General features: G+C 60.3%; 13 protein-coding genes and 1 tRNA gene. 5 read left to right on the top strand and 9 right to left on the bottom strand.

The window, feature by feature from the left end:
- Positions 1-282: 282 nt before the first annotated feature.
- Positions 283-358: transfer RNA gene (locus tag R2B70_RS10970), tRNA-Asn, on the bottom strand.
- Between the two features lie 132 nt (positions 359-490).
- Here R2B70_RS10970 and uvrB point away from each other — a divergent pair.
- The 3 genes from uvrB to R2B70_RS10955 all read left to right on the top strand — a co-directional run bounded on the left by uvrB (position 491) and on the right by R2B70_RS10955 (position 3,581).
- Positions 491-2,503 (top strand): excinuclease ABC subunit UvrB, encoded by a 2,013-nt coding sequence (uvrB, locus tag R2B70_RS10965; RefSeq protein WP_318161461.1) that lies wholly within the window; start codon positions 491-493, stop codon positions 2,501-2,503.
- On the top strand, positions 2,500-2,757 hold the full coding sequence (locus tag R2B70_RS10960) for a YkvA family protein (protein WP_042076969.1): 258 nt from the start codon (positions 2,500-2,502) through the stop codon (positions 2,755-2,757). Before uvrB ends, R2B70_RS10960 begins: the two co-directional genes overlap by 4 nt.
- 170 nt (positions 2,758-2,927) lie before the next feature.
- Positions 2,928-3,581 carry a DedA family protein gene (locus tag R2B70_RS10955; protein ID WP_042076968.1) on the top strand — a complete coding sequence of 218 codons (654 nt, stop codon included), beginning with the start codon at positions 2,928-2,930 and terminating at the stop codon, positions 3,579-3,581.
- Positions 3,582-3,803: 222 nt separating this feature from the next.
- Here the strand turns inward: R2B70_RS10955 and dsbB are convergent, their stop codons facing one another.
- Both dsbB and nhaB read right to left on the bottom strand, forming a co-directional pair.
- Positions 3,804-4,325 (bottom strand): disulfide bond formation protein DsbB, encoded by a 522-nt coding sequence (gene dsbB, locus R2B70_RS10950; RefSeq protein WP_209792551.1) that lies wholly within the window; start codon positions 4,323-4,325, stop codon positions 3,804-3,806.
- Between the two features lie 85 nt (positions 4,326-4,410).
- Positions 4,411-5,985: a Na(+)/H(+) antiporter NhaB gene (nhaB, locus tag R2B70_RS10945; RefSeq protein ID WP_318161460.1), complete on the bottom strand. Its 1,575-nt coding sequence runs from the start codon at positions 5,983-5,985 to the stop codon at positions 4,411-4,413.
- A 333-nt stretch (positions 5,986-6,318) separates the two neighbouring features.
- On the opposite strand from nhaB, the gene fadR reads away from it, so the two are divergent.
- On the top strand, positions 6,319-7,032 hold the full coding sequence (gene fadR / locus R2B70_RS10940; protein ID WP_042076965.1) for a fatty acid metabolism transcriptional regulator FadR: 714 nt from the start codon (positions 6,319-6,321) through the stop codon (positions 7,030-7,032).
- A 67-nt stretch (positions 7,033-7,099) separates the two neighbouring features.
- Here the strand turns inward: fadR and R2B70_RS10935 are convergent, their stop codons facing one another.
- The 4 genes from R2B70_RS10935 to R2B70_RS10920 form a co-directional block, all read right to left on the bottom strand.
- Positions 7,100-8,620 (bottom strand): SpoVR family protein, encoded by a 1,521-nt coding sequence (locus tag R2B70_RS10935; RefSeq protein ID WP_318161459.1) that lies wholly within the window; start codon positions 8,618-8,620, stop codon positions 7,100-7,102.
- A gap of 10 nt (positions 8,621-8,630) precedes the next feature.
- Positions 8,631-9,902, bottom strand: coding sequence for a YeaH/YhbH family protein (locus tag R2B70_RS10930; protein ID WP_209792546.1), 1,272 nt, complete (start codon positions 9,900-9,902; stop codon positions 8,631-8,633).
- A 24-nt stretch (positions 9,903-9,926) separates the two neighbouring features.
- A complete protein-coding gene (locus R2B70_RS10925; protein WP_042076962.1) occupies positions 9,927-11,849 on the bottom strand; it encodes a PrkA family serine protein kinase in 1,923 nt (640 codons plus the stop codon).
- A 555-nt stretch (positions 11,850-12,404) separates the two neighbouring features.
- Complete coding sequence (locus R2B70_RS10920; protein WP_318161458.1) at positions 12,405-14,327, bottom strand: RecQ family ATP-dependent DNA helicase; 1,923 nt, start codon at positions 14,325-14,327, stop codon at positions 12,405-12,407.
- Between the two features lie 331 nt (positions 14,328-14,658).
- Here R2B70_RS10920 and sstT point away from each other — a divergent pair, with 331 nt between their 5' ends.
- Positions 14,659-15,909, top strand: a complete 1,251-nt coding sequence (sstT, locus tag R2B70_RS10915) for a serine/threonine transporter SstT (RefSeq protein ID WP_209792542.1) — start codon at positions 14,659-14,661, stop codon at positions 15,907-15,909.
- Between the two features lie 746 nt (positions 15,910-16,655).
- Here sstT and R2B70_RS10910 read toward each other — a convergent pair.
- Together R2B70_RS10910 and R2B70_RS10905 are read right to left on the bottom strand one after the other, a co-directional pair.
- Positions 16,656-17,954, bottom strand: a complete 1,299-nt coding sequence (locus tag R2B70_RS10910) for an HAAAP family serine/threonine permease (protein ID WP_042076959.1) — start codon at positions 17,952-17,954, stop codon at positions 16,656-16,658.
- A 191-nt stretch (positions 17,955-18,145) separates the two neighbouring features.
- Complete coding sequence (locus R2B70_RS10905) at positions 18,146-18,736, bottom strand: CoA pyrophosphatase (RefSeq protein ID WP_042076979.1); 591 nt, start codon at positions 18,734-18,736, stop codon at positions 18,146-18,148.
- Between the last annotated feature and the right edge of the window lie 29 nt (positions 18,737-18,765).

Raw genomic sequence — 18,765 nt, 5'->3', positions numbered from 1 at the left:
TGGCTTTGGTCAACTTACCCACAGAAACTGTGGATAACCCTGTTCATGAAACTTGGTGATCAGGCTGTAGCCCGCGCTATTACTGGGCTTCAAGGGCTGTTCAAAAAATACCGGCAATAAATTGTTTCTATAAAAATCAAATAGTTATGCGCGACAGAACAAAACGCTGCCGGTCAGTGACGGGGGTTCAAAAGGGAGGCGTGCAGCAAGGCAGGGCTTGTGCATTAAAATTGGCAGAGGAAAGCACTAAAGTGGATAACTTGCACCGAGATGGTGAGGAATTGGCTCCCCCGACTGGACTTGAACCAGTGACATACGGATTAACAGTCCGCCGTTCTACCGACTGAACTACGGGGGAACATCAGGCAAGGAGGTGCATCATACAGAGGTCGTATTTCGGGGTCAATAGCCATCAGGGCAGGCCGGCGGATACCCAGGCCCGTCAACTCGGGGTACACTGCACTCTTGCCGTTTTTTGCCGGGAGTCGTCATGAATAAGCCTTTCAAGCTGGCCAGCCAGTTTCAACCCGCCGGGGATCAGCCGAGGGCCATCGCCCAGCTGCTCGACGGCATAGAGTCCGGGTTGGCCCACCAGACCCTGCTCGGGGTGACCGGCTCGGGCAAGACCTTCACCATGGCCAACGTCATCGCGACTCTCAATCGCCCCACCATGATACTGGCGCCCAACAAGACGCTGGCGGCCCAGCTCTACGGGGAGATGAAGGAGTTCTTCCCAGATAACTCGGTTGAGTATTTCGTCTCCTACTACGACTACTACCAGCCGGAAGCCTATGTGCCGACCACGGACACCTTTATAGAGAAGGATGCCTCCATCAACGATCACATCGAGCAGATGCGGCTCTCGGCCACCAAGGCGCTGCTGGAGCGGCGCGACGTGGTGATCGTCGCCTCGGTGTCGGCCATCTATGGCCTGGGGGATCCCCAGGCCTACCTCAGCATGATGCTGCACCTGAAAGTGGGGGACCTGATCAATCAGCGGGATATCCTGCGTCGCCTCGCCGAGCTGCAGTACACCCGCAACGACATGGCGTTCCAGCGCGGTACCTTCCGGGTACGGGGGGAGGTGATCGACATCTACCCCGCCGAATCGGACAAGCTGGCCCTGCGGGTGGAGCTGTTTGACGAAGAAGTGGAGCGCCTCTCCCTGTTCGACCCGCTGACCGGCGCCATCGAGCAGACGGTGGTGCGCTACACCATCTACCCCAAGACCCACTATGCCACCCCGCGCGAGACCATACTCGGCGCCATCGAGCACATCAAGGAGGAGCTCAAGAGCCGCCGTGAGCAGCTGTTGTCGCTGGGCAAGCTGGTGGAGGAGCAGCGCATCAGCCAGCGCACCCAGTTCGACATGGAGATGATGCAGGAGCTCGGCTACTGCTCCGGCATCGAGAACTACAGCCGCTACCTCTCCGGCCGCGCGCCGGGGGAGCCGCCGCCCACCCTGTTTGACTACCTGCCGGGGGACGGCCTGCTCATCATCGACGAATCCCACGTCACGGTGCCGCAGATAGGTGCCATGTTCAAGGGCGACCGCTCTCGCAAGGAGACCCTGGTGGAGTACGGCTTTAGGCTTCCCTCGGCGCTCGACAACCGGCCGCTGAAATTCGACGAATTCGAGGCCCTGATGCCGCAGACGGTGTTCGTCTCGGCGACCCCAGGCCCCTATGAGCTGGAGAAGTCTGGCGGCGACGTGGTGCAGCAGGTGGTGCGTCCCACCGGCCTGCTGGATCCCGAGGTGGAGGTGCGGCCCGTCAGCACCCAGGTGGACGACCTGCTCTCCGAGATCCGCAAGCGGGTGGCAGTGGAGGAGCGGGTGCTGGTGACCACCCTCACCAAGCGGATGGCGGAGGACTTGACCGAATACCTGGCGGATCACGAGGTGCGGGTGCGCTACCTGCACTCCGACATCGATACCGTGGAGCGGGTGGAGATCATCCGCGATCTGCGCCTCGGCAAATTCGACGTTCTGGTGGGCATCAACCTGCTGCGCGAAGGCCTCGACATGCCAGAGGTCTCCCTGGTGGCCATCCTGGATGCGGACAAGGAGGGCTTCCTGCGCTCCACCCGCTCGCTGATCCAGACCATCGGCCGGGCGGCGCGCAACCTCAACGGCAAGGTGATCCTCTACGGGGATACCATCACCAACTCCATGCAGGTGGCCATTGAGGAGACCGAGCGGCGCCGCGCCCTTCAACACGCCCACAACCTGGAACACGGCATCGTGCCTAAGGGGCTCAACAAGTCCATCGGGGACGTGATGGACATGGGGGGCAGCCGCACCGCGGGCAAGGCCGGGCGGGGCAGCCGCAAGGCCGCCGAGCCGCAGGGGGAGTACCATGCCCGCTCCGCCAGCGAGATCGCCAAGGAGATCAAGCGGATGGAGGAGCAGATGTTCCAGCATGCGCGGGATCTGGAGTTCGAGCAGGCGGCGGCGCTGCGGGATCAGATCCAGCGGCTGCGCAGCGAGTTGATCGAGTCGTGAGCGCCAGACGCTGGCTTATCTGGCGGCGGCTGCGCCGCCTCTACCTGGGGTTTCGCCATCCGGCCACCCCCTGGTGGGCGCGGGGGCTGGTCATCTTTATTCTGCTCTACGGCATCAGCCCGGTGGATCTGGTGCCCGACCTGGTGCCGCTCTTTGGCTGGCTCGACGATATCAGCCTGTTGCTGCTTCTGTTATGGGGCTGGGAGAGGTGCTTGCCCGATGTCGTGCTGACCTCTCTGGACAAGGCCGATTGATCCCAATCTGACCCCGTTCATGGCAGTTTTTTTCTTGCCACCGGGTGCGCCAGTTAAGGGTATTGAATGGCTCCTTTTGTATGAGGGCGAAAAAGGGGACCATGGGGTGATTGTGAGCCAGGTCTCATTGGCGTAGACTCCACGCCGTTCACTTCATGAGTACCCAAAAAATGGATCTGATCCTCTTTGCCATCGACTTTATCCTGCACGTTGACGTGCACCTGAAAGAGCTGTTCGAACACTACGGGATCTGGGTGTACGCCATCCTGTTTCTCATCATCTTCTGCGAGACAGGCCTGGTGGTCACCCCCTTCCTGCCTGGCGACTCCCTGCTGTTTGCCGCCGGGGCCCTGACGGTGGGCAGCGTGCTGGACGTGCATACCCTGGCAGGGGTGCTGATCATCGCCGCTGTGCTCGGCAACGTGGTGAACTACACCATAGGGCACTTCTTCGGCGAGCAGCTGTTCCGCAATCCGGACTCGAAGATCTTCCGCCGCGATTACCTGGTCAAGACCCACGCCTTCTATGCCAAGCACGGGGGCAAGACCATCATCATCACCCGCTTCCTGCCCATAGTGCGCACCTTTGCGCCCTTCGTGGCGGGGATGGGTGCCATGACCTATCCACGCTTCCTGGCGTTCAATCTGGTGGGCGGCCTCCTGTGGGTGCTCTCCTTCGTCTATGCGGGCCACTTCTTCGGCAATCTGCCGGTGGTGCGTCACAACTTCACCCTGCTCATCTTCGGCATCATCGGCATCTCCCTGCTGCCCATGGTGGTCGGCATGGTGAAGGCCAGGATGGATGCCGGCAAGGTGGCCTCCTGAGCTTCTTGTCCCTGTGGCAATGAAATGAGAAAGGGAGCCGATGGCTCCCTTTCTGTTTGTGGCCTGCTCACTGTCAGATTGCCGATGGTCACGATGGCAATCGGCAATCTGGAGACGAAGATGGCAACTCACCGCTGTGGAACTATGGTCCAGGCGTGATCTGACGCATAAACAAAGGAGGGAGCCATCGGCTCCCTCCTTTGTTTATGCGTGCCTCCCGGCTCAGTTGCAGCAGCGACCCTTGATCAGGTTGCCAATGGCGACCACCACAAAGACCAGCAGATAGGCGGCGAAGATGGCGACCAGCCACTGGGGCATGGAGAAGCCGAGGAATTGCCAGCTGATCTCGCTGCAATCTCCGTCCGGATAGAACATCCAGGGGATCCACTGATCCAGCGGCGCCCAGCTGGGGAAGTCGACAAAGCCCTCGCACACGTTGAAGGGGGAGGGGTTCATCTGATAATCCACATGCTTGAGCGCCAGCTTCAGGCCCCAGAAGGCGCTGTAGCCCCACAGCAGCATGGCGCTCCAGCGCACATACCACTTCTGGGGCGCCACCATGCCGAGCAGGCCGGCCGCCAGCACGCCCAGGATGGCGATCCGCTCGTAGATGCACATGACACAAGGGTGCAGGCCCAGCACGTGCTGGAAGAAGAGGGCGCACAGTTCGAGGAAGAGAGCGGACGCGGCCAGCAATCCCCAGGCCAGACGATGGCTGGCAATGCGGCGAAGAAACTCGATCATCTGATTGATCTCACAGAGAAAATAGTGGCTGAATTAGAGCAGAGCCCCATCCAAAAAGAAAGGGGCCGTACAGCCCCTTTCACCATCAGTGTGCCGCCGGCGCCGACAGAGGCACGGCGGCGTGCTCCATCAGCCAACCCGCCTGGTAGAACCATTCGGTGGCGGGGCCGAGCAACAGCTCCACGGAGAAGAAACCGACCAGGCCCAGTACCAGGGTATAGGGCAGGGCCATCCATACCATGCGGCCGTACGAGAGGCGCAGCAGGGGGGCCAGGGCCGAGGTCAGCATGAACAGGAAGGCGGCCTGGCCGTTGGGGGTGGCGACCGAGGGCAGGTTGGTGCCCGTGTTGATGGCCACCGCCAGCAGATCGAAGTGGGCGCGGCTGATGGCCCCGTTGATCAGCGCCGTCTTCACCTCGTTGATGTAGACAGTGCCGACGAAGACGTTGTCACTGACCATGGAGAGCAGGCCGTTGGCCAGATAGAAGAGGGCGAGCTGATCCTCGGGCTTGGCCGCCAGCACCCACTGGATCACCGGCTTGAACAGCTGTTGATCGATGATCACCGCCACCACGCTGAAGAAGACGGTGAGCAGGGCGGTGAAGGGCAGCGCCTCATGGAAGGCCTTGCCGAGGGCGTGTTCCTCGGTGATGCCGGTGAAGGCGGTGGCGAGCACGATGACGGTCAGGCCGATCAGCCCCACGGCGGCCAGATGCAGGGCCAGCCCCGTGATAAGCCAGGTGGCGATCAGTGCCTGGACGATCAGCTTGGCCTTGTCTTGCGGGGTACGCTGGGCTTCTTCCTCGCGTTCGTACGCTTCCATGATGTGGCGTACGGGCTCGGGCAGCCGGGTGCCATAGCCGAACCAGCGGAACCTTTCGACCAGGATGCAGGTGAGCAGACCGCAGAGGAACACGGGGATGGTGACGGGAGACATGCGAACGGCAAACTCGCCGAAATGCCAACCCGCCTGCTCGCCGATGATGAGGTTCTGGGGCTCGCCGACCAGGGTGCAGACGCCCCCCAGTGCGGTACCGATGGCCGCGTGCATCATCAGGCTGCGCAAGAAGGCCCGAAATTCGTTCAGATGCCGACGGGAGAGCTCGTCGATCTCCTCGTCATCGTGGTGCAGATTGCCGGACTCATCCCGTGAGGCCACCTTGTGGTAGATGGCGTAGAAACCGGTGGCGACGCTGATCACCACGGCGATCACGGTCAGGGCATCGAGGAAGGCGGACAAAAAGGCCGACACCAGGCAGAAGGCGAGGGAGAGCAGCGTCTTGGAGTGGATGCGCACCAGCATCTTGGTGAAGACATAGAGCAGCAACTGCTTCATGAAGTAGATGCCGGCCACCATGAAGACCAGCAGCAGCAGCACTTCTATATTGGCCACCAGCTCATGCTTGATCTGGTCGGCCGAGGTCATGCCGATGAGTACCGCCTCGATGGCCAGCAGACCGCCGGGTTGCAAGGGGTAGCACTTGAGGGCCATGGCCAGGGTGAAGATGAACTCGACGACCAGCAGCCAGCCAGCCAGGAAGGGATCAAGGTGAAAGACGATCGGATTGATCAGCAGGAATAGGACGATGGCAAGCTTGTACCATCGCGGGGCATTGCCCAGAAAATTCTTTGTAAACGCGCGCCCTAGGCTGATTGGCATAATGATGGTTCTCGATTCTGTTGTTGGTATCTGCGTCTATGCAGTCGAGCCCGGCTCGACCCGAACTTCCGGATATTCACCTGTATCAGATTGATTGCACATGATTTTAATCAAGGGAGCGATAACTATAAATAACGCGGCGAAACTTGCACAGGGATGAAGTGTGTATCACACCCCCATTGGGGGTTGGTTGGCTCTCGCGTTGTCGCCGCATACATATTTTTAACAAAAAGATCGGGTTAATGTGAGCAGAGGACTGACCTTATGCTTGCCAGCATGACCGGCTTTGCTATTATTCGTGAGCCTTTTTACGTACTACAACAGAGTCACTACATGGTCATAAAAGCGCAAAGCCCTGCCGGGTTTGCCGAGGAATACATCATCGAGTCCATCTGGAACAATCGCTTTCCTCCTGGATCCATTCTGCCGGCGGAGCGTGAATTGTCCGAGCTGATTGGCGTGACTCGCACTACCTTGCGCGAAGTGCTGCAGCGCCTTGCCCGCGATGGCTGGCTCACCATCCAGCATGGCAAACCGACCAAGGTGAACAACTTCTGGGAAACCTCAGGCCTCAATATCCTGGAGACCCTGGCGCGCCTCGATCAGGACAAGGTGCCGGATCTGGTGGCCCAGTTGCTGTCGGCTCGCACCAACATCTGCACCATCTTCATCCGTGGCGCCATTCGCAACAATCCGGATCAGGCCGCCGAGATCCTGCGCGGTGCCGACGAGGTGGAAAACACGGCCGAAGCCTATGCGGACTTCGATTACCGTCTGCACCACCAGCTCTCGTTTGCTTCGGGTAACCCCATCTATGCCTTGATCCTCAACGGGTTCAAGGGGCTCTATAGCCGCGTCGGGCGTTATTACTTCTCCGACAAGCAGGCGCGCGAGACGGCGGATGCCTACTACAAGACGCTGCTGAAACTGGCCGAGACCAAGGACCACGAAGCCGTGTTCATGACGGTGCGTCAGTACGGCATCGAGTCGGGCAAGTTGTGGACCCGGTTGCGCCAGGACATGCCAAGCAATCTGTGTGACAACTGATTGCCGCGATCAAGAAAAACGCGCCTGATGGCGCGTTTTTTTATGCTTGCGACTCCTGCCTTGCCCATCAGGTCGCGCTCTTGCGATCCGGGCAGCGACCTATGATGTCCGCGGAGAGCTCGCCGTTGTCCTGCTCCAGTATCACATCGAACCCCCACAGCTGGTGCAGGTGTTTGAGCACCTCGTGGCGCGACTCACCCAGGGGAATGCGGTTGTGGGGCACGTAGCGCAGGGTGAGGGAGCGATCGCCCTTCACCGCCACGTTGTAGACCTGAATGTTGGGCTCCAGGTTGCTCAGGTTGTACTGGGCTGACAGCGTGTTGCGCACCAGCCGGTAGCCCTCCTCGTTGTGGATGGCGGAGACCCTGAGGTAGTTCTTCAGATCGTCGTCGTCGATGGCAAACAGCTTCATGTCGCGCATCACCTTGGGACTGAGGAACTGGCTGATGAAGCTCTCGTCCTTGAAGTTCTGCATGGCGAAGTGCAGGGTATCGACCCAGTTGGTACCGGCATAGTCGGGGAACCAATGCCTGTCCTCCTCGGTCGGGTGCTCGCAGATGCGGCGCAGGTCCGTGAACATGGCGAAGCCGAGGGCGTAGGGGTTGATGCCGGAGTAGTAACGGCTGTTGTAGGGGGGCTGGTATACCACATTGGTGTGGCTGTGCAGCACTTCTATCATGAAGCGGTCGCTGATCTTCCCCTCGTCATAGAGGTGATTGAGGATGGTGTAGTGCCAGAAGGTGGCCCATCCCTCGTTCATCACCTGGGTCTGTTTCTGCGGGTAGAAGTACTGGCTGATCTTGCGCACGATGCGCACCACTTCCCGCTGCCAGGGCTCGAGCAGGGGAGCGTTCTTCTCGATGAAGTAGAGAATGTTCTCCTGGGGCTCGACCGGATAACGCCTGTCCTCGACACCGGAGATCTTGTGCTGCTTGGGCAGGGTGCGCCACAGCTCGTTGACCTGGGTCTGCAGATAGTCTTCCCGCGCCTTCTGGCGCCGTTTCTCTTCGGCCAGCGAGATCTTCTGGGGGCGCTTGTAGCGATCCACCCCGAAGTTCATCAGGGCATGACAGGAGTCGAGCAGGCGCTCGACCGCATCGATACCGTGTTTCTCCTCGCACTCGGTGATGTAGTTCTTGGCGAACAACAGGTAATCTATGATGGAGGAGGCATCGGTCCAGGCCTTGAACAGATAGTTGTTCTTGAAGAAGGAGTTGTGGCCATAGCAGGCATGAGCCATCACCAGAGCCTGCATCGGCATGGTGTTCTCCTCCATCAGGTAGGCGATGCAGGGATCCGAATTGATGACGATCTCGTAAGCCAGCCCCATCTGGCCGCGCTTGTAGTTGCGCTCGGTGTGGATGAAGCGCTTGCCGAACGACCAGTGCTGGTAGCCGATGGGCATGCCGACACTGGAGTAGGCATCCATCATCTGCTCCGCCGTGATCACCTCGATCTGGTTGGGGTAGGTGTCCAGCCGATAAAACTTGGCAACCCGGGCAATCTCCTGGTGATAGATCTCCAGCAGATCGAAGTTCCAGTCAGGACCATCGTCCAGCGGCGCTATTTTTCTCGCGGTTTCTACCATATGTGATCCCTCAAGCCGCTTGCTTCTTGAACAGCTCCCGGAAGACCGGATAGATGTCTTCCACCTTGCGGATGTGCTCCATCGCGAAGTGGGGGTACTGCTCGGCCACCGCCTCGTACTCGTGCCACAGGGTCTGGTGGGCGCGGGTGGTGATCTCGATGTAGGAGTAGTAGCGCACCCTAGGCATGATGTCGCGCATCAGGATCTCCCTGCACTGGGGGGAGTCATCCGCCCAGTTGTCGCCGTCGGATGCCTGTGCCGCATAGATGTTCCACTGGTTGGCCGGGTAACGCTCGTTGATGATGTCGTTCATCATCTTGAGTGCGCTGGAGACTATGGTGCCGCCGGTCTCCTGGGAGTAGAAGAACTCGTGCTCGTCCACCTCCTTGGCCTGGGTGTGGTGACGAATGTAGACCACTTCCACATTCTTGTAGGTCCGACTCAGGAAGAGGTAGAGCAGAATGTAGAAACGCTTGGCCATCTCCTTGGTGGCCTGATCCATGGAGCCGGAAACATCCATCAGGCAGAACATCACCGCCTGGCTGGAGGGAACGGGTCGTTTGACGAAGTTGTTGAACTTGAGATCGAAGGTGTCGATAAAGGGCACCGCCTCGATGCGCCGCTTCAGCTCACGGATCTCTTTCTCGAGCTGGGCCATCTCGGCGAAATGGTCGTTGGGTTCGCGAACCAGCTGGGCCAGCCGCTCCTCCAGTTCGCGCAGCTGGCGTTTCTTGCCTGCCTGCAGCGCCATGCGGCGTGCCAGCGAGTTCTGCAAGGATCTCACCACGTTGATGTTGGCGGGCACCCCGTTGGAGGTGTAGCCCGCCCGGTAGGTCTTCATCTCCATCAGCTGGTTGAGCTGGGTCTTTTGCAGCCGTGGCAGCTCGAGATCCTCGAACAGCAGATCGAGGTATTCATCCTTGGAGATCTGGAAGACGAAATCATCGACTCCCTCTCCTTGATCCGAAGCCTGGCCCTCGCCACTGCCCTGGCCGCCGCCCCCCCCTTTGGGCCGGTCAATCTTGTCACCGGAGACGAACTGGTCGTTGCCCGGATGCACCATCTCCCGTTTGCCGCCTTGCCCCTGATGAAAATGGGGCTCGCCGATGTCCTTGGTCGGGATGCTGATGCTCTCGCCCTTGTCCACGTCCTGGATGCTGCGTTTGGAGACAGCATCCGAGACCGCTTGTTTTATCTGCTTCTTGTAGCGGCGAATGAAGCGCTGCCGATTGACAGCGCTTTTGTTTTTGCCGTTGAGCCTGCGGTCGATAAAATGCGCCATAACTCCCCCTTGAACACGGCAGGGTCAGGATGACTTGCGTACCCTGAGATACCACTCGGAGAGCAGGCGCACCTGTTTGCGGGTGTAGCCCTTCTCCATCATCCGTTCGACAAAGTTATCGTGCTTCTTCTGCTCCTCGGCCGAGGTTTTGCTGTTGAAGGAGATAACCGGCAGCAGCTCTTCCGTGTTGGAGAACATCTTCTTCTCGATCACGGTGCGCAGCTTCTCGTAACTGGTCCAGTTGGGGTTACGGCCTGCGTTGTTGGCTCGTGCACGCAGCACGAAGTTGACGATCTCGTTGCGAAAATCTTTCGGGTTGCTGATCCCGGCGGGTTTTTCTATCTTCTCCAGCTCGCTGTTGAGGGATGCGCGATCAAACAGCTGGCCGGTCTCGGGGTCACGGTATTCCTGATCCTGGATCCAGAAGTCGGCGTAGGTGACGTAGCGATCGAAGATGTTCTGGCCGTACTCGGAGTAGGACTCGAGGTAGGCGGTCTGGATCTCCTTGCCGATGAACTCCACGTAGCGCGGGGTCAGATAGCCCTTGATGAACTCCAGGTAGCGATCGTGCAGCTCCTGCGGGAACTGTTCCCGCTCGATCTGCTGCTCCAGTACATAGAAGAGGTGCACCGGGTTGGCAGCTACTTCCGCGTGGTCGAAGTTGAAGACGCGGGAGAGGATCTTGAACGCGAAGCGGGTCGACAGGCCGTTCATGCCCTCGTCCACCCCGGCGTAGTCGCGATACTCCTGATAGCTCTTGGCCTTGGGATCCGTGTCTTTCAGGCTCTCGCCGTCATAGACCCGCATCTTGGAGTAGAGGCTGGAGTTTTCCGGTTCTTTCAGGCGAGAGAGCACCGAGAACTGGCCCAGCAGCTCCAGGGTCCCCGGGGCGCACTTGGCATCGGTCAGCTCGCTGTTGAACAGCAGTTTTTCATAGATCTTCACCTCCTCCGAGACCCGCAGGCAATAGGGCACCTTGACGATGTAAACCCGGTCGAGGAAAGCCTCGTTGTTCTTGTTGTTGCGGAACTGCTGCCACTCGGATTCGTTGGAGTGGGCCAGCAGGATGCCGTCGAAGGGCAGGGCGGACAGCCCCTCGGTGCCGTTGTAGTTGCCCTCCTGGGTGGCGGTCAGCAGCGGGTGAAGCACCTTGATGGGGGCCTTGAACATCTCCACGAACTCCATCATCCCCTGGTTCGCCTTGCACAGGGCGCCGGAGTAGGAGTAGGCGTCGGCATCGTCCTGGGCATAGTGTTCCAGCATGCGGATGTCGACCTTGCCGACCAGGGAGGAGATGTCCTGGTTGTTGTCATCGCCAGGCTCCGTCTTGGCGATGGCGATCTGATCCAGGATGGAGGGGTTGACCTTCTCCACCTTGAACTTGGTGATGTCGCCGCCAAATTCGTGCAGGCGCTTGGCGACCCAGGGGGACATGATGGGCCTCAGGTAGCGGCGTGGGATGCCGTATTCCTTCTCCAGGATCTCGCCATCCTCTTCGATGTCGAACAGGCAGAAGGGGTGATCGTTGACCGGTGAGCCCTTGATGCGATAGATGGGGACTTTCTGCATCAGGGACTTGAGTTTCTCTGCCAGCGAGGATTTACCACCGCCAACGGGGCCAAGCAGGTAGAGGATCTGTTTCTTCTCTTCCAGGCCCTGGGCCGAGTGCTTGAGATAGGAGACGATCTGCTCGATGGCATCTTCCATGCCATAGAAGTCTTTGAAAGCGGGATAGCGCGCGACGACGCGGTTGGAAAAGAGGCGGCTGAGGCGCGGATTGGTCGAGGTATCGATCATTTCCGGCTCGCCGATGGCGGTCAGCAGGCGTTCTGCGGCGGAGGCGTAGCAGGATTTGTCCTGTTTGCACATATCCAGAAACTCCTGGATGCTGTACTCCTCCTCTCTGGCCTTCTCATACCGCTGTTGATAGTGCTCGAAGATGCCCATAACTTAGCCCTCGTTATAGTCGCTTGCCCTGAAAAAGAGTGGATCACTACTTTTGTTCTGTTTACCTCTTAAGCCTAGTCAACAGCCCCCAGTAATCCATCGCCATCATTGGTTTAAGTTTGTACGGGAGCTTCCCGATCCTGGTGCGGGAAGAGACAGCCAATGACATACCTATGTTACTGACTGTTAAATTATTTTTGCCACGACAATGATGCCGATGTCAAAGACATAAAAAATAAATATTTGTGCGGTACGGGTGGAAAACGCGGGTTGTCCGCCTTGCGGTGGCGTGCAGCAGGCGGGGCAAGGGATAGAGGCGTAAGGAGAGGAAATGCGATGTCGTTTACGTCAACGTAATGTATTCTGTTTGGTGTTTTAACTCTAATTTTTACATTGACGCTACATTTGGGCTGATTTAGATTGGCCCTGTGTCGAGCAGCCATCGCTTTAGCAAGAGAGTGGGTGACTGTGCAGATACTAAGCTCTGTTTAAGCACGTTTCCGTTGGCTTGACCCTCGCACCCGCGAGGGTCTTATTTTTTCAGCATCCGGCAGATCAGGATTCGTCGGGATAGAGGCTGGAGACCGCCGCCAGCACGTCCGCGAAGGGATGGGTCGCCAGCTGGCCAAAACCGGCCAGACTCCTGGCCTTGAGCCGGGTGGTCAGCGGGGTGGCGATGCCGCACAGGAAACGGGTCAGCAGGCGGGGATCCCGGCTGCGACACAGGGCCACCAGGGGATCGCACCAGGCGCGCAGGCCATGCTCGTTCGGCAGGGCGGGCGTCGGCAACGGGGGCAATAGGGCGACCTCTCCCCGGCAAACGGAGCAGTGCCCGCACCGCTCGGGGGCAGCGTCATCGGCAAAATAGCGGGCCAACTCATGGCTGAGACAGGTGGTCGAGGAGAAGAAGGTCAGCAGGGCTTGCAGCCGGGCCAGTTCACTCTGCTCTTTTTGCTCGAACAGGGCATGGAGCTGATCTGCCAGCGACGCCACGTCGATCCCCTGGCGCAACACCCGATACACCTCGGTCATCTGTTTGCTTTCAAGCTCTATCCAGCCCTGCTGCTGCAGATAATCCAGCGCTGCCGCGGCGCGCTGGCGTTCCCCCTGATAGCCTTGCCACAGCGCCTCGAAGTCCATGGTGCACCAGGTGCGCGCCTGGGGGGCGCAGGCAAACACCTGCTCCAGAAACTGGCGGCGCTTGGGATCGAACCGGGCCAGGATCGCCTGTTTTTCCAGCACGAACCTGAAGCGGTACTCGGCAAAGTAGTTGTAGGCCGGCGCTATGATGCCCGCCATCTCCAGATAGACCAGCAGGGTCTTGAGGGGCAACTGGCGGATGTTGGTCTCGTTGGAGAGGCGCAGCAGACCAAATTCCCACTCGCTGCCAGCCTCTTGCAGGATCCCGAGCAGCCCCAAGATGGCGGTGCGGTCGGGTGTATCCCCATAGACGAAGTTCTCCAGTACTGGCAACTGGACGCGGCTTGCCAGCACGGTGCAGCGGGAGGGGAGGCCATCGCGCCCGGCGCGGCCTATCTCCTGGCTGTAGTTCTCGATGGATTTGGGCAGATCGTAGTGAATGACCCGGCGAATGTCGGCCTTGTCGATGCCCATGCCAAAGGCGATGGTGGCGACGATGCAGTCTAGCCTGCCCGCCATGAAGTCGTGCTGGATCTGGCTGCGCAGGGCGGGATCCAGCCCCGCATGGTAGGCACATGCCCGGATGCCGCTGGCCTGCAACTGCGCGGCGCACTGCTCTGCACTGTGCTGCAGGGTCACATAGACGATGGTGGGGGCGGCCGGATCCCGGTGCAGCTCCTCGCGCAGCCAGGCGTCGCGGGCGCTGCCGGCCAGCGGGATGACGGCCAGATCCAGGTTCGGACGATAGAAGCCGGTCACCACCAGATCGTCCCCGTCGATGCCGAACTTGGCCTGCATGTCGGCCATGACCGCCGGGGTGGCGGTAGCGGTCAGCAGCAGCACCTGGGGAATGGCCAGCTCGCGGCGATGATCCGGCAGCTTCAGGTAATCGGGGCGAAAGTTGTGGCCCCACTCCGAGATGCAGTGCGCCTCGTCCACCACCAGGAGGGACAGGGGGATCTGGGCGATGAAGCGGCGAAAGCGCTCGTTCTTGAGGCGCTCCACCGAGATCATCAGGATCTTGAGCCGGCCATCGCTGGCCTGCTGCATCACGCGCCGGCTCTCCTCCGGTGTCTGGCTGGAGTCCAGGGTCGCGGCGGCGATCCCCTTGCGCTGCAAGAAGGCGAGCTGATCATGCATCAGAGCGATCAGCGGCGAGATCACCAGAGTCAGGTGGGGCAGGGCGAGGGCGGGTAACTGATAGCAGAGGGACTTGCCGGCCCCGGTCGGAAAGATGGCGGCCGCACTCTTGCCGGCCAGCAGGCGGCTGATCACCGCTTCCTGCCCGGGCCGCAAGCGATCGAAACCGAAGTGTCGGCTTAACAAAGAGGTGATCATGGCAAGGCTCCCTGAGAAAGGGCCGCATCATACCACTTCTGGTCCAGCGTTGACCGAGGATCGGACTGGTTTGGTGACATTTTGGTCGCGGTTGATATTGTGTTATCACATTGTTGTAGATTTTTTGTGAGGTGACCCTGATATTTTTCAGTGATTATGTGGAAAAAAACGGTGGCAGATGGGATATTCCTTGTCCGCAACCCCACGCGAACGGACGGATCCAGCAGAAGATCTGCCGACGGCGCCATGGTCCCCGGACAGGTGTCCTTGCGTGGGCGGGTTGCCAACAGGACTAATGATTCACGCACCATGGGTGCACAGGGACTATTTGATGACACAACAACACCCCCTCATTCGACTGGTGAACAGCACCAGTCTGGTTAGCCAGATCCTGGTCGGTCTGGTACTCGGTATCCTCCTTGCCATGTTCATGCCGGAATGGGCGAAGGCGGCGGGCCTGCTTGGCAGCCTGTTCGTCGGTGCCCTGAAGGCGGTTGCACCCTTGCTGGTCTTCGTGCTGGTGATGGCGGCGATCATCGGGCACAAGCAGGGTCAGAAGACCAACATGAAACCCATCCTGCTGCTCTATCTGCTGGGAACCTTCCTGGCGGCTGCCGTGGCCGTGGTCGCGAGCTTCCTGTTCCCCTCCAACCTGCACCTGGTGGCCAACAGCGCCGAGATCTCCCCGCCGGGCGGCATCACAGAGGTGCTGCAGACCCTGCTGTTCAACGTGGTGACCAACCCGGTGAAGGCGCTGCTGGAGGCGAACTACATCGGCATCCTGGCCTGGGCCATCGGCCTTGGCATCGCCATGCGCCACGCCAATGAGAGCACCAAGGCGGTGATCACCGACCTGTCCCACGGGGTGTCTACCATCGTCAAGGCCGTGATCCGCTGCGCCCCGCTCGGCATCCTGGGCCTGGTCGCCTCCACCCTGGCCGAGACCGGCTTCGACGCGCTGTTCGGCTATGCCCAGCTGCTGGTGGTGCTGATCGGCTGCATGCTGTTCATCGCCTTCGTGGTCAACCCACTCATCGTGTTCTGGAAGATCAAGCGCAACCCCTATCCCCTGGTGCTGACCTGCCTGAAAGAGAGCGGCGTGACCGCCTTCTTCACCCGCAGCTCCGCCGCCAACATCCCGGTCAACATGGCGCTGGCCGAGAAGCTGCGCCTGCCGGAAGACACCTATGCGGTCTCCATCCCGCTGGGTGCCACCATCAACATGGCCGGTGCGGCCATCACCATCACAGTGCTCTCCATGGCGGCGGTGCACACCCTGGGGATGGAAGTGGATCTGGCTACCGCCATTCTGCTCTCCGTGGTCGCCACCGTCAGCGCCTGCGGCGCCTCCGGCGTGGCCGGTGGCTCCCTGCTGCTGATCCCGCTGGCGTGCAGCCTGTTTGGCATCAGCAACGACATCGCTATGCAGGTGGTGGCGGTCGGCTTCATCATCGGGGTGCTGCAGGACTCCGCCGAGACGGCCCTCAACAGCTCCACCGACGTGCTGTTCACCGCGGCCGCCTGCATGGCCGAGGATGAAAGCCTGCTGGACGTGGCTCCGGTCCCCAGCCGCGAAGCCTGATCCCCTCGCGTGCCATGAGTTGCCAGCGCCCTCCTCGGAGGGCGCTTTTTATTGCTGGCCCTGTCCTCCACATTCCGCATGTCCCGCATTCCCTGGATCTAGCCTTCCACCCCACAGGGTCGCCATGGCCGCGGTGGGGGCTCCCCAAATTGACCTTGGGCCGCCAGCGTGCCGCTGCCAAGGCCGGTCTGCGTGCGCGGCTTCCCGTGGTTCCGCCATGAGTGACGTTGCTTCCTGCTGCCTGAGCGGCGGCGTGGCGCATCGCATCATGAGGATGGGCAAGCGCGGGGGGCAGGCGAGACGGCCGGGCAGCCTGTACGGCGAAGTGCAGTGGCCACGCTACCGGAGCGTGCCTGTGCCCTGTGGCCACCCCATCCCTCGAGTCGGAGGGCTATTGCCAAGCGGGATCCTGCCGTCCTGCGCAACCCCGTCAGAGGGACGCGTCGTGCTGGGGCCTGATGCGATGCAAGCCGATGCCGCTGCGCCTGCAAGGGCCAGGGGAAAAGGGCGGTGAGGGGAGAGGGCAGGAGCCCCTCTTTGGGTGAGGGGGATGGGCAAGGCGGAGCTGGGTACTCAAGAAGGCTGGGAGCTGGGCCGAGGAGTGCGCCATGGGCCGCGGGAAGGAACTATCTGAACGCCTGCTCCCGGGAGCATGATCCTCACAATGAACACAGCCCGGCAGAGGGATCTGCCGGGCTGCGGGGAGTGTCGGGCCAGAGGCTGGCCCGACACTATCGGTGGCGGGATTAACCGACCAGCTGATACAGGATGGCGGAGATGGCGATGAGGCCCATGACTGCCACGAAGACGTTGCTGATCTGACCCTGGTATTTCGCCATGGCCGGCACGCGCTTGATGGCGTACATGGGCATGAGGAACAGGATGGTGGCGATGATGGGGCCACCCAGGGACTCGATCATCCCGAGGATGGAGGGGTTGATCACGGCCACGGCCCACAGGGTCAGGATGAAGAAGGCGATGATGAACAGCTCGATCTTCTTGTGGTTCGGGGTCTTGCCGGAGTTGCGCATGTTCTGGACGATCATCCCCTTCAGGCCTTCACGGGCACCCAGGTAGTGGCCGAAGAAGGAGGAGACGATGGCCACGAAGGCAACCAGCGGGCCGAAGTAGGAGATGATGGGGCTCGCATGCTGGTTGGCCAGGTAGGAGAGCACGGCGATGTTCTGGGACTTGGCCTCCGCCAGCTGGGCCGGTGTCAGGCTCATCACGCAGGAGAAGACGAAGAACATCACGAAGCCCAGCAGGATGACGGCGGTACGCTTGAGGATGGCATCGGACTTGGCGACCGCATGGTCACCGTGATCGCGGCGCTGGGCCAGGGCGAAGCTGGAGATGGCCGGGCTGTGGTTGAAGGAGAAGACCAGCACCGGAATGGTCAGCCACAGGGTGGTGGCGAAATCCTTGGCGCTCGGCACTTCACTCAGGGCCGCGCCGGTCCAGTCCGGAATGAGGTAGAGGGAGATACCGGCCAGGATGGCGATGAGCGGGTAGACCAGGAACTCGGTGACCTTGAGCATCAGCTTCTCGCCGGCCAGCATCACGGACATCATGGCCATGATCAGCACGATGGAGAGGATCCAGCGCGGCGGCGCCGTCATTTGCAGCTGGTTGACCAGGAAGCTTTCCACCGTGTTGGTGATGCCCACCCCGTAGATCAGCACTATGGGGTAGATGGCGAAGAAGTAGAGCAGGGTGATGAGCTTGCCGGCACCCATGCCGAAGTGCTCTTCCACCACCTCTGTGATGTCGGCATTGGGCTGCTTGGAGGAGAGCACGAAACGCGCCAGACCGCGGTGGGCCAGGTAGGTCATGGGGCCGACCAGCAGCGCCATCACCACCAGTGGCCAGAAGCCGCCCATGCCGGCGTTGATGGGCAGGAACAGGATGCCGGCGCCGACGGCGGTACCGAACAGGCTGATGACCCAGGTGGTGTCTTGTTTGCTCCAACCGCGAGCCTGGGTTGAGCGGGTTCCTTGCTCCTGTACGGCTGCAACATCCTGTGCGCCAGTGACTGTATTGGACATGTGTCTCACCCCGAATGTGTGGTTTTAATTAATCGGCGCAAGAATACTTTTTTTTTCATCAAAAATGTTGATCAAATTCACCTTTATGAGGCAGAAACCCGTACTTCCTTGTAGAAATGTGATCAAAAGAATAAAAAATCAAAATTTATTTATCAAATGCAGTGTTATTTGAATGTTAATCGGTCGATTCTTCATCCCTGCATGTTGTCAATATGTTGCTCTGAGAGGTGTTGGGACAGCTGGCGGATCATGCTGGCGGTCGCCCCCCAGATGAAAGAGTGCTCCCAGGGGATCCAGTAGATGGTGTGGCGTTTTCCCGCCCTGGGCAGGGTCAGGGCGATGTGATGGGCCGGATCCAGCACATGGCTGAGGGGCACTTCGAAGGCCTGATCCACCTCGTCCGGGCTCAGGGTCACCCGATAGCCGGGATCGAGCATGGCCAGCACCGGCAGCACATCGTAGCGGGAGATGGTGTTGAGGGGGGTAAGGCTGCCGATGACCCGGATCTGGGAGGCGGGAATGCCGAGCTCCTCCTCGGTCTCTCGGAGCGCCGTGTGGATGAGGCTCTCATCGTCCGGATCCTGGCGCCCGCCGGGGAAGCTTATCTGCCCCGGATGGTGGCGCAGGGCGGGACTGCGACGGGTCAGCAACAGGTGCAGGCCCCGGGGGCGCTCCACCAGGGGGATCAACACCGCCGCCGGTTTGAGCCCCCCCAGCGCCAGGCGATGGGCGGGGGCGGGGCGTTGCAACAGGAAGCGGGTCAGCAGCTCGCTGCTCGTCATCTCCATGGGTCTCCATATTGCGGCCCGGA

The sequence above is a fragment of the Aeromonas sp. XH genome (assembly GCF_033348475.1).
GTDB classification, from domain to species: Bacteria; Pseudomonadota; Gammaproteobacteria; order Enterobacterales; family Aeromonadaceae; genus Aeromonas; species Aeromonas sanarellii.
Note: the sequence above shows the minus strand (reverse complement) of the source record. Positions and strands in the feature narration are given on the sequence as shown.

Coding starts and splice junctions, on each gene's coding strand:
- R2B70_RS10910 (WP_042076959.1), bottom strand. CDS start 17,954: ATGTCCAATACAGTCACTGGCGCACAGGATGTTGCAGCCGTACAGGAG.
- dsbB (WP_209792551.1), bottom strand. CDS start 4,325: ATGATCGAGTTTCTTCGCCGCATTGCCAGCCATCGTCTGGCCTGGGGA.
- sstT (WP_209792542.1), top strand. CDS start 14,659: ATGACACAACAACACCCCCTCATTCGACTGGTGAACAGCACCAGTCTG.
- R2B70_RS10920 (WP_318161458.1), bottom strand. CDS start 14,327: ATGATCACCTCTTTGTTAAGCCGACACTTCGGTTTCGATCGCTTGCGG.
- R2B70_RS10930 (WP_209792546.1), bottom strand. CDS start 9,902: ATGGCGCATTTTATCGACCGCAGGCTCAACGGCAAAAACAAAAGCGCT.
- nhaB (WP_318161460.1), bottom strand. CDS start 5,985: ATGCCAATCAGCCTAGGGCGCGCGTTTACAAAGAATTTTCTGGGCAAT.
- R2B70_RS10955 (WP_042076968.1), top strand. CDS start 2,928: ATGGATCTGATCCTCTTTGCCATCGACTTTATCCTGCACGTTGACGTG.
- R2B70_RS10925 (WP_042076962.1), bottom strand. CDS start 11,849: ATGGGCATCTTCGAGCACTATCAACAGCGGTATGAGAAGGCCAGAGAG.
- R2B70_RS10935 (WP_318161459.1), bottom strand. CDS start 8,620: ATGGTAGAAACCGCGAGAAAAATAGCGCCGCTGGACGATGGTCCTGAC.
- uvrB (WP_318161461.1), top strand. CDS start 491: ATGAATAAGCCTTTCAAGCTGGCCAGCCAGTTTCAACCCGCCGGGGAT.
- R2B70_RS10905 (WP_042076979.1), bottom strand. CDS start 18,736: ATGACGAGCAGCGAGCTGCTGACCCGCTTCCTGTTGCAACGCCCCGCC.
- fadR (WP_042076965.1), top strand. CDS start 6,319: ATGGTCATAAAAGCGCAAAGCCCTGCCGGGTTTGCCGAGGAATACATC.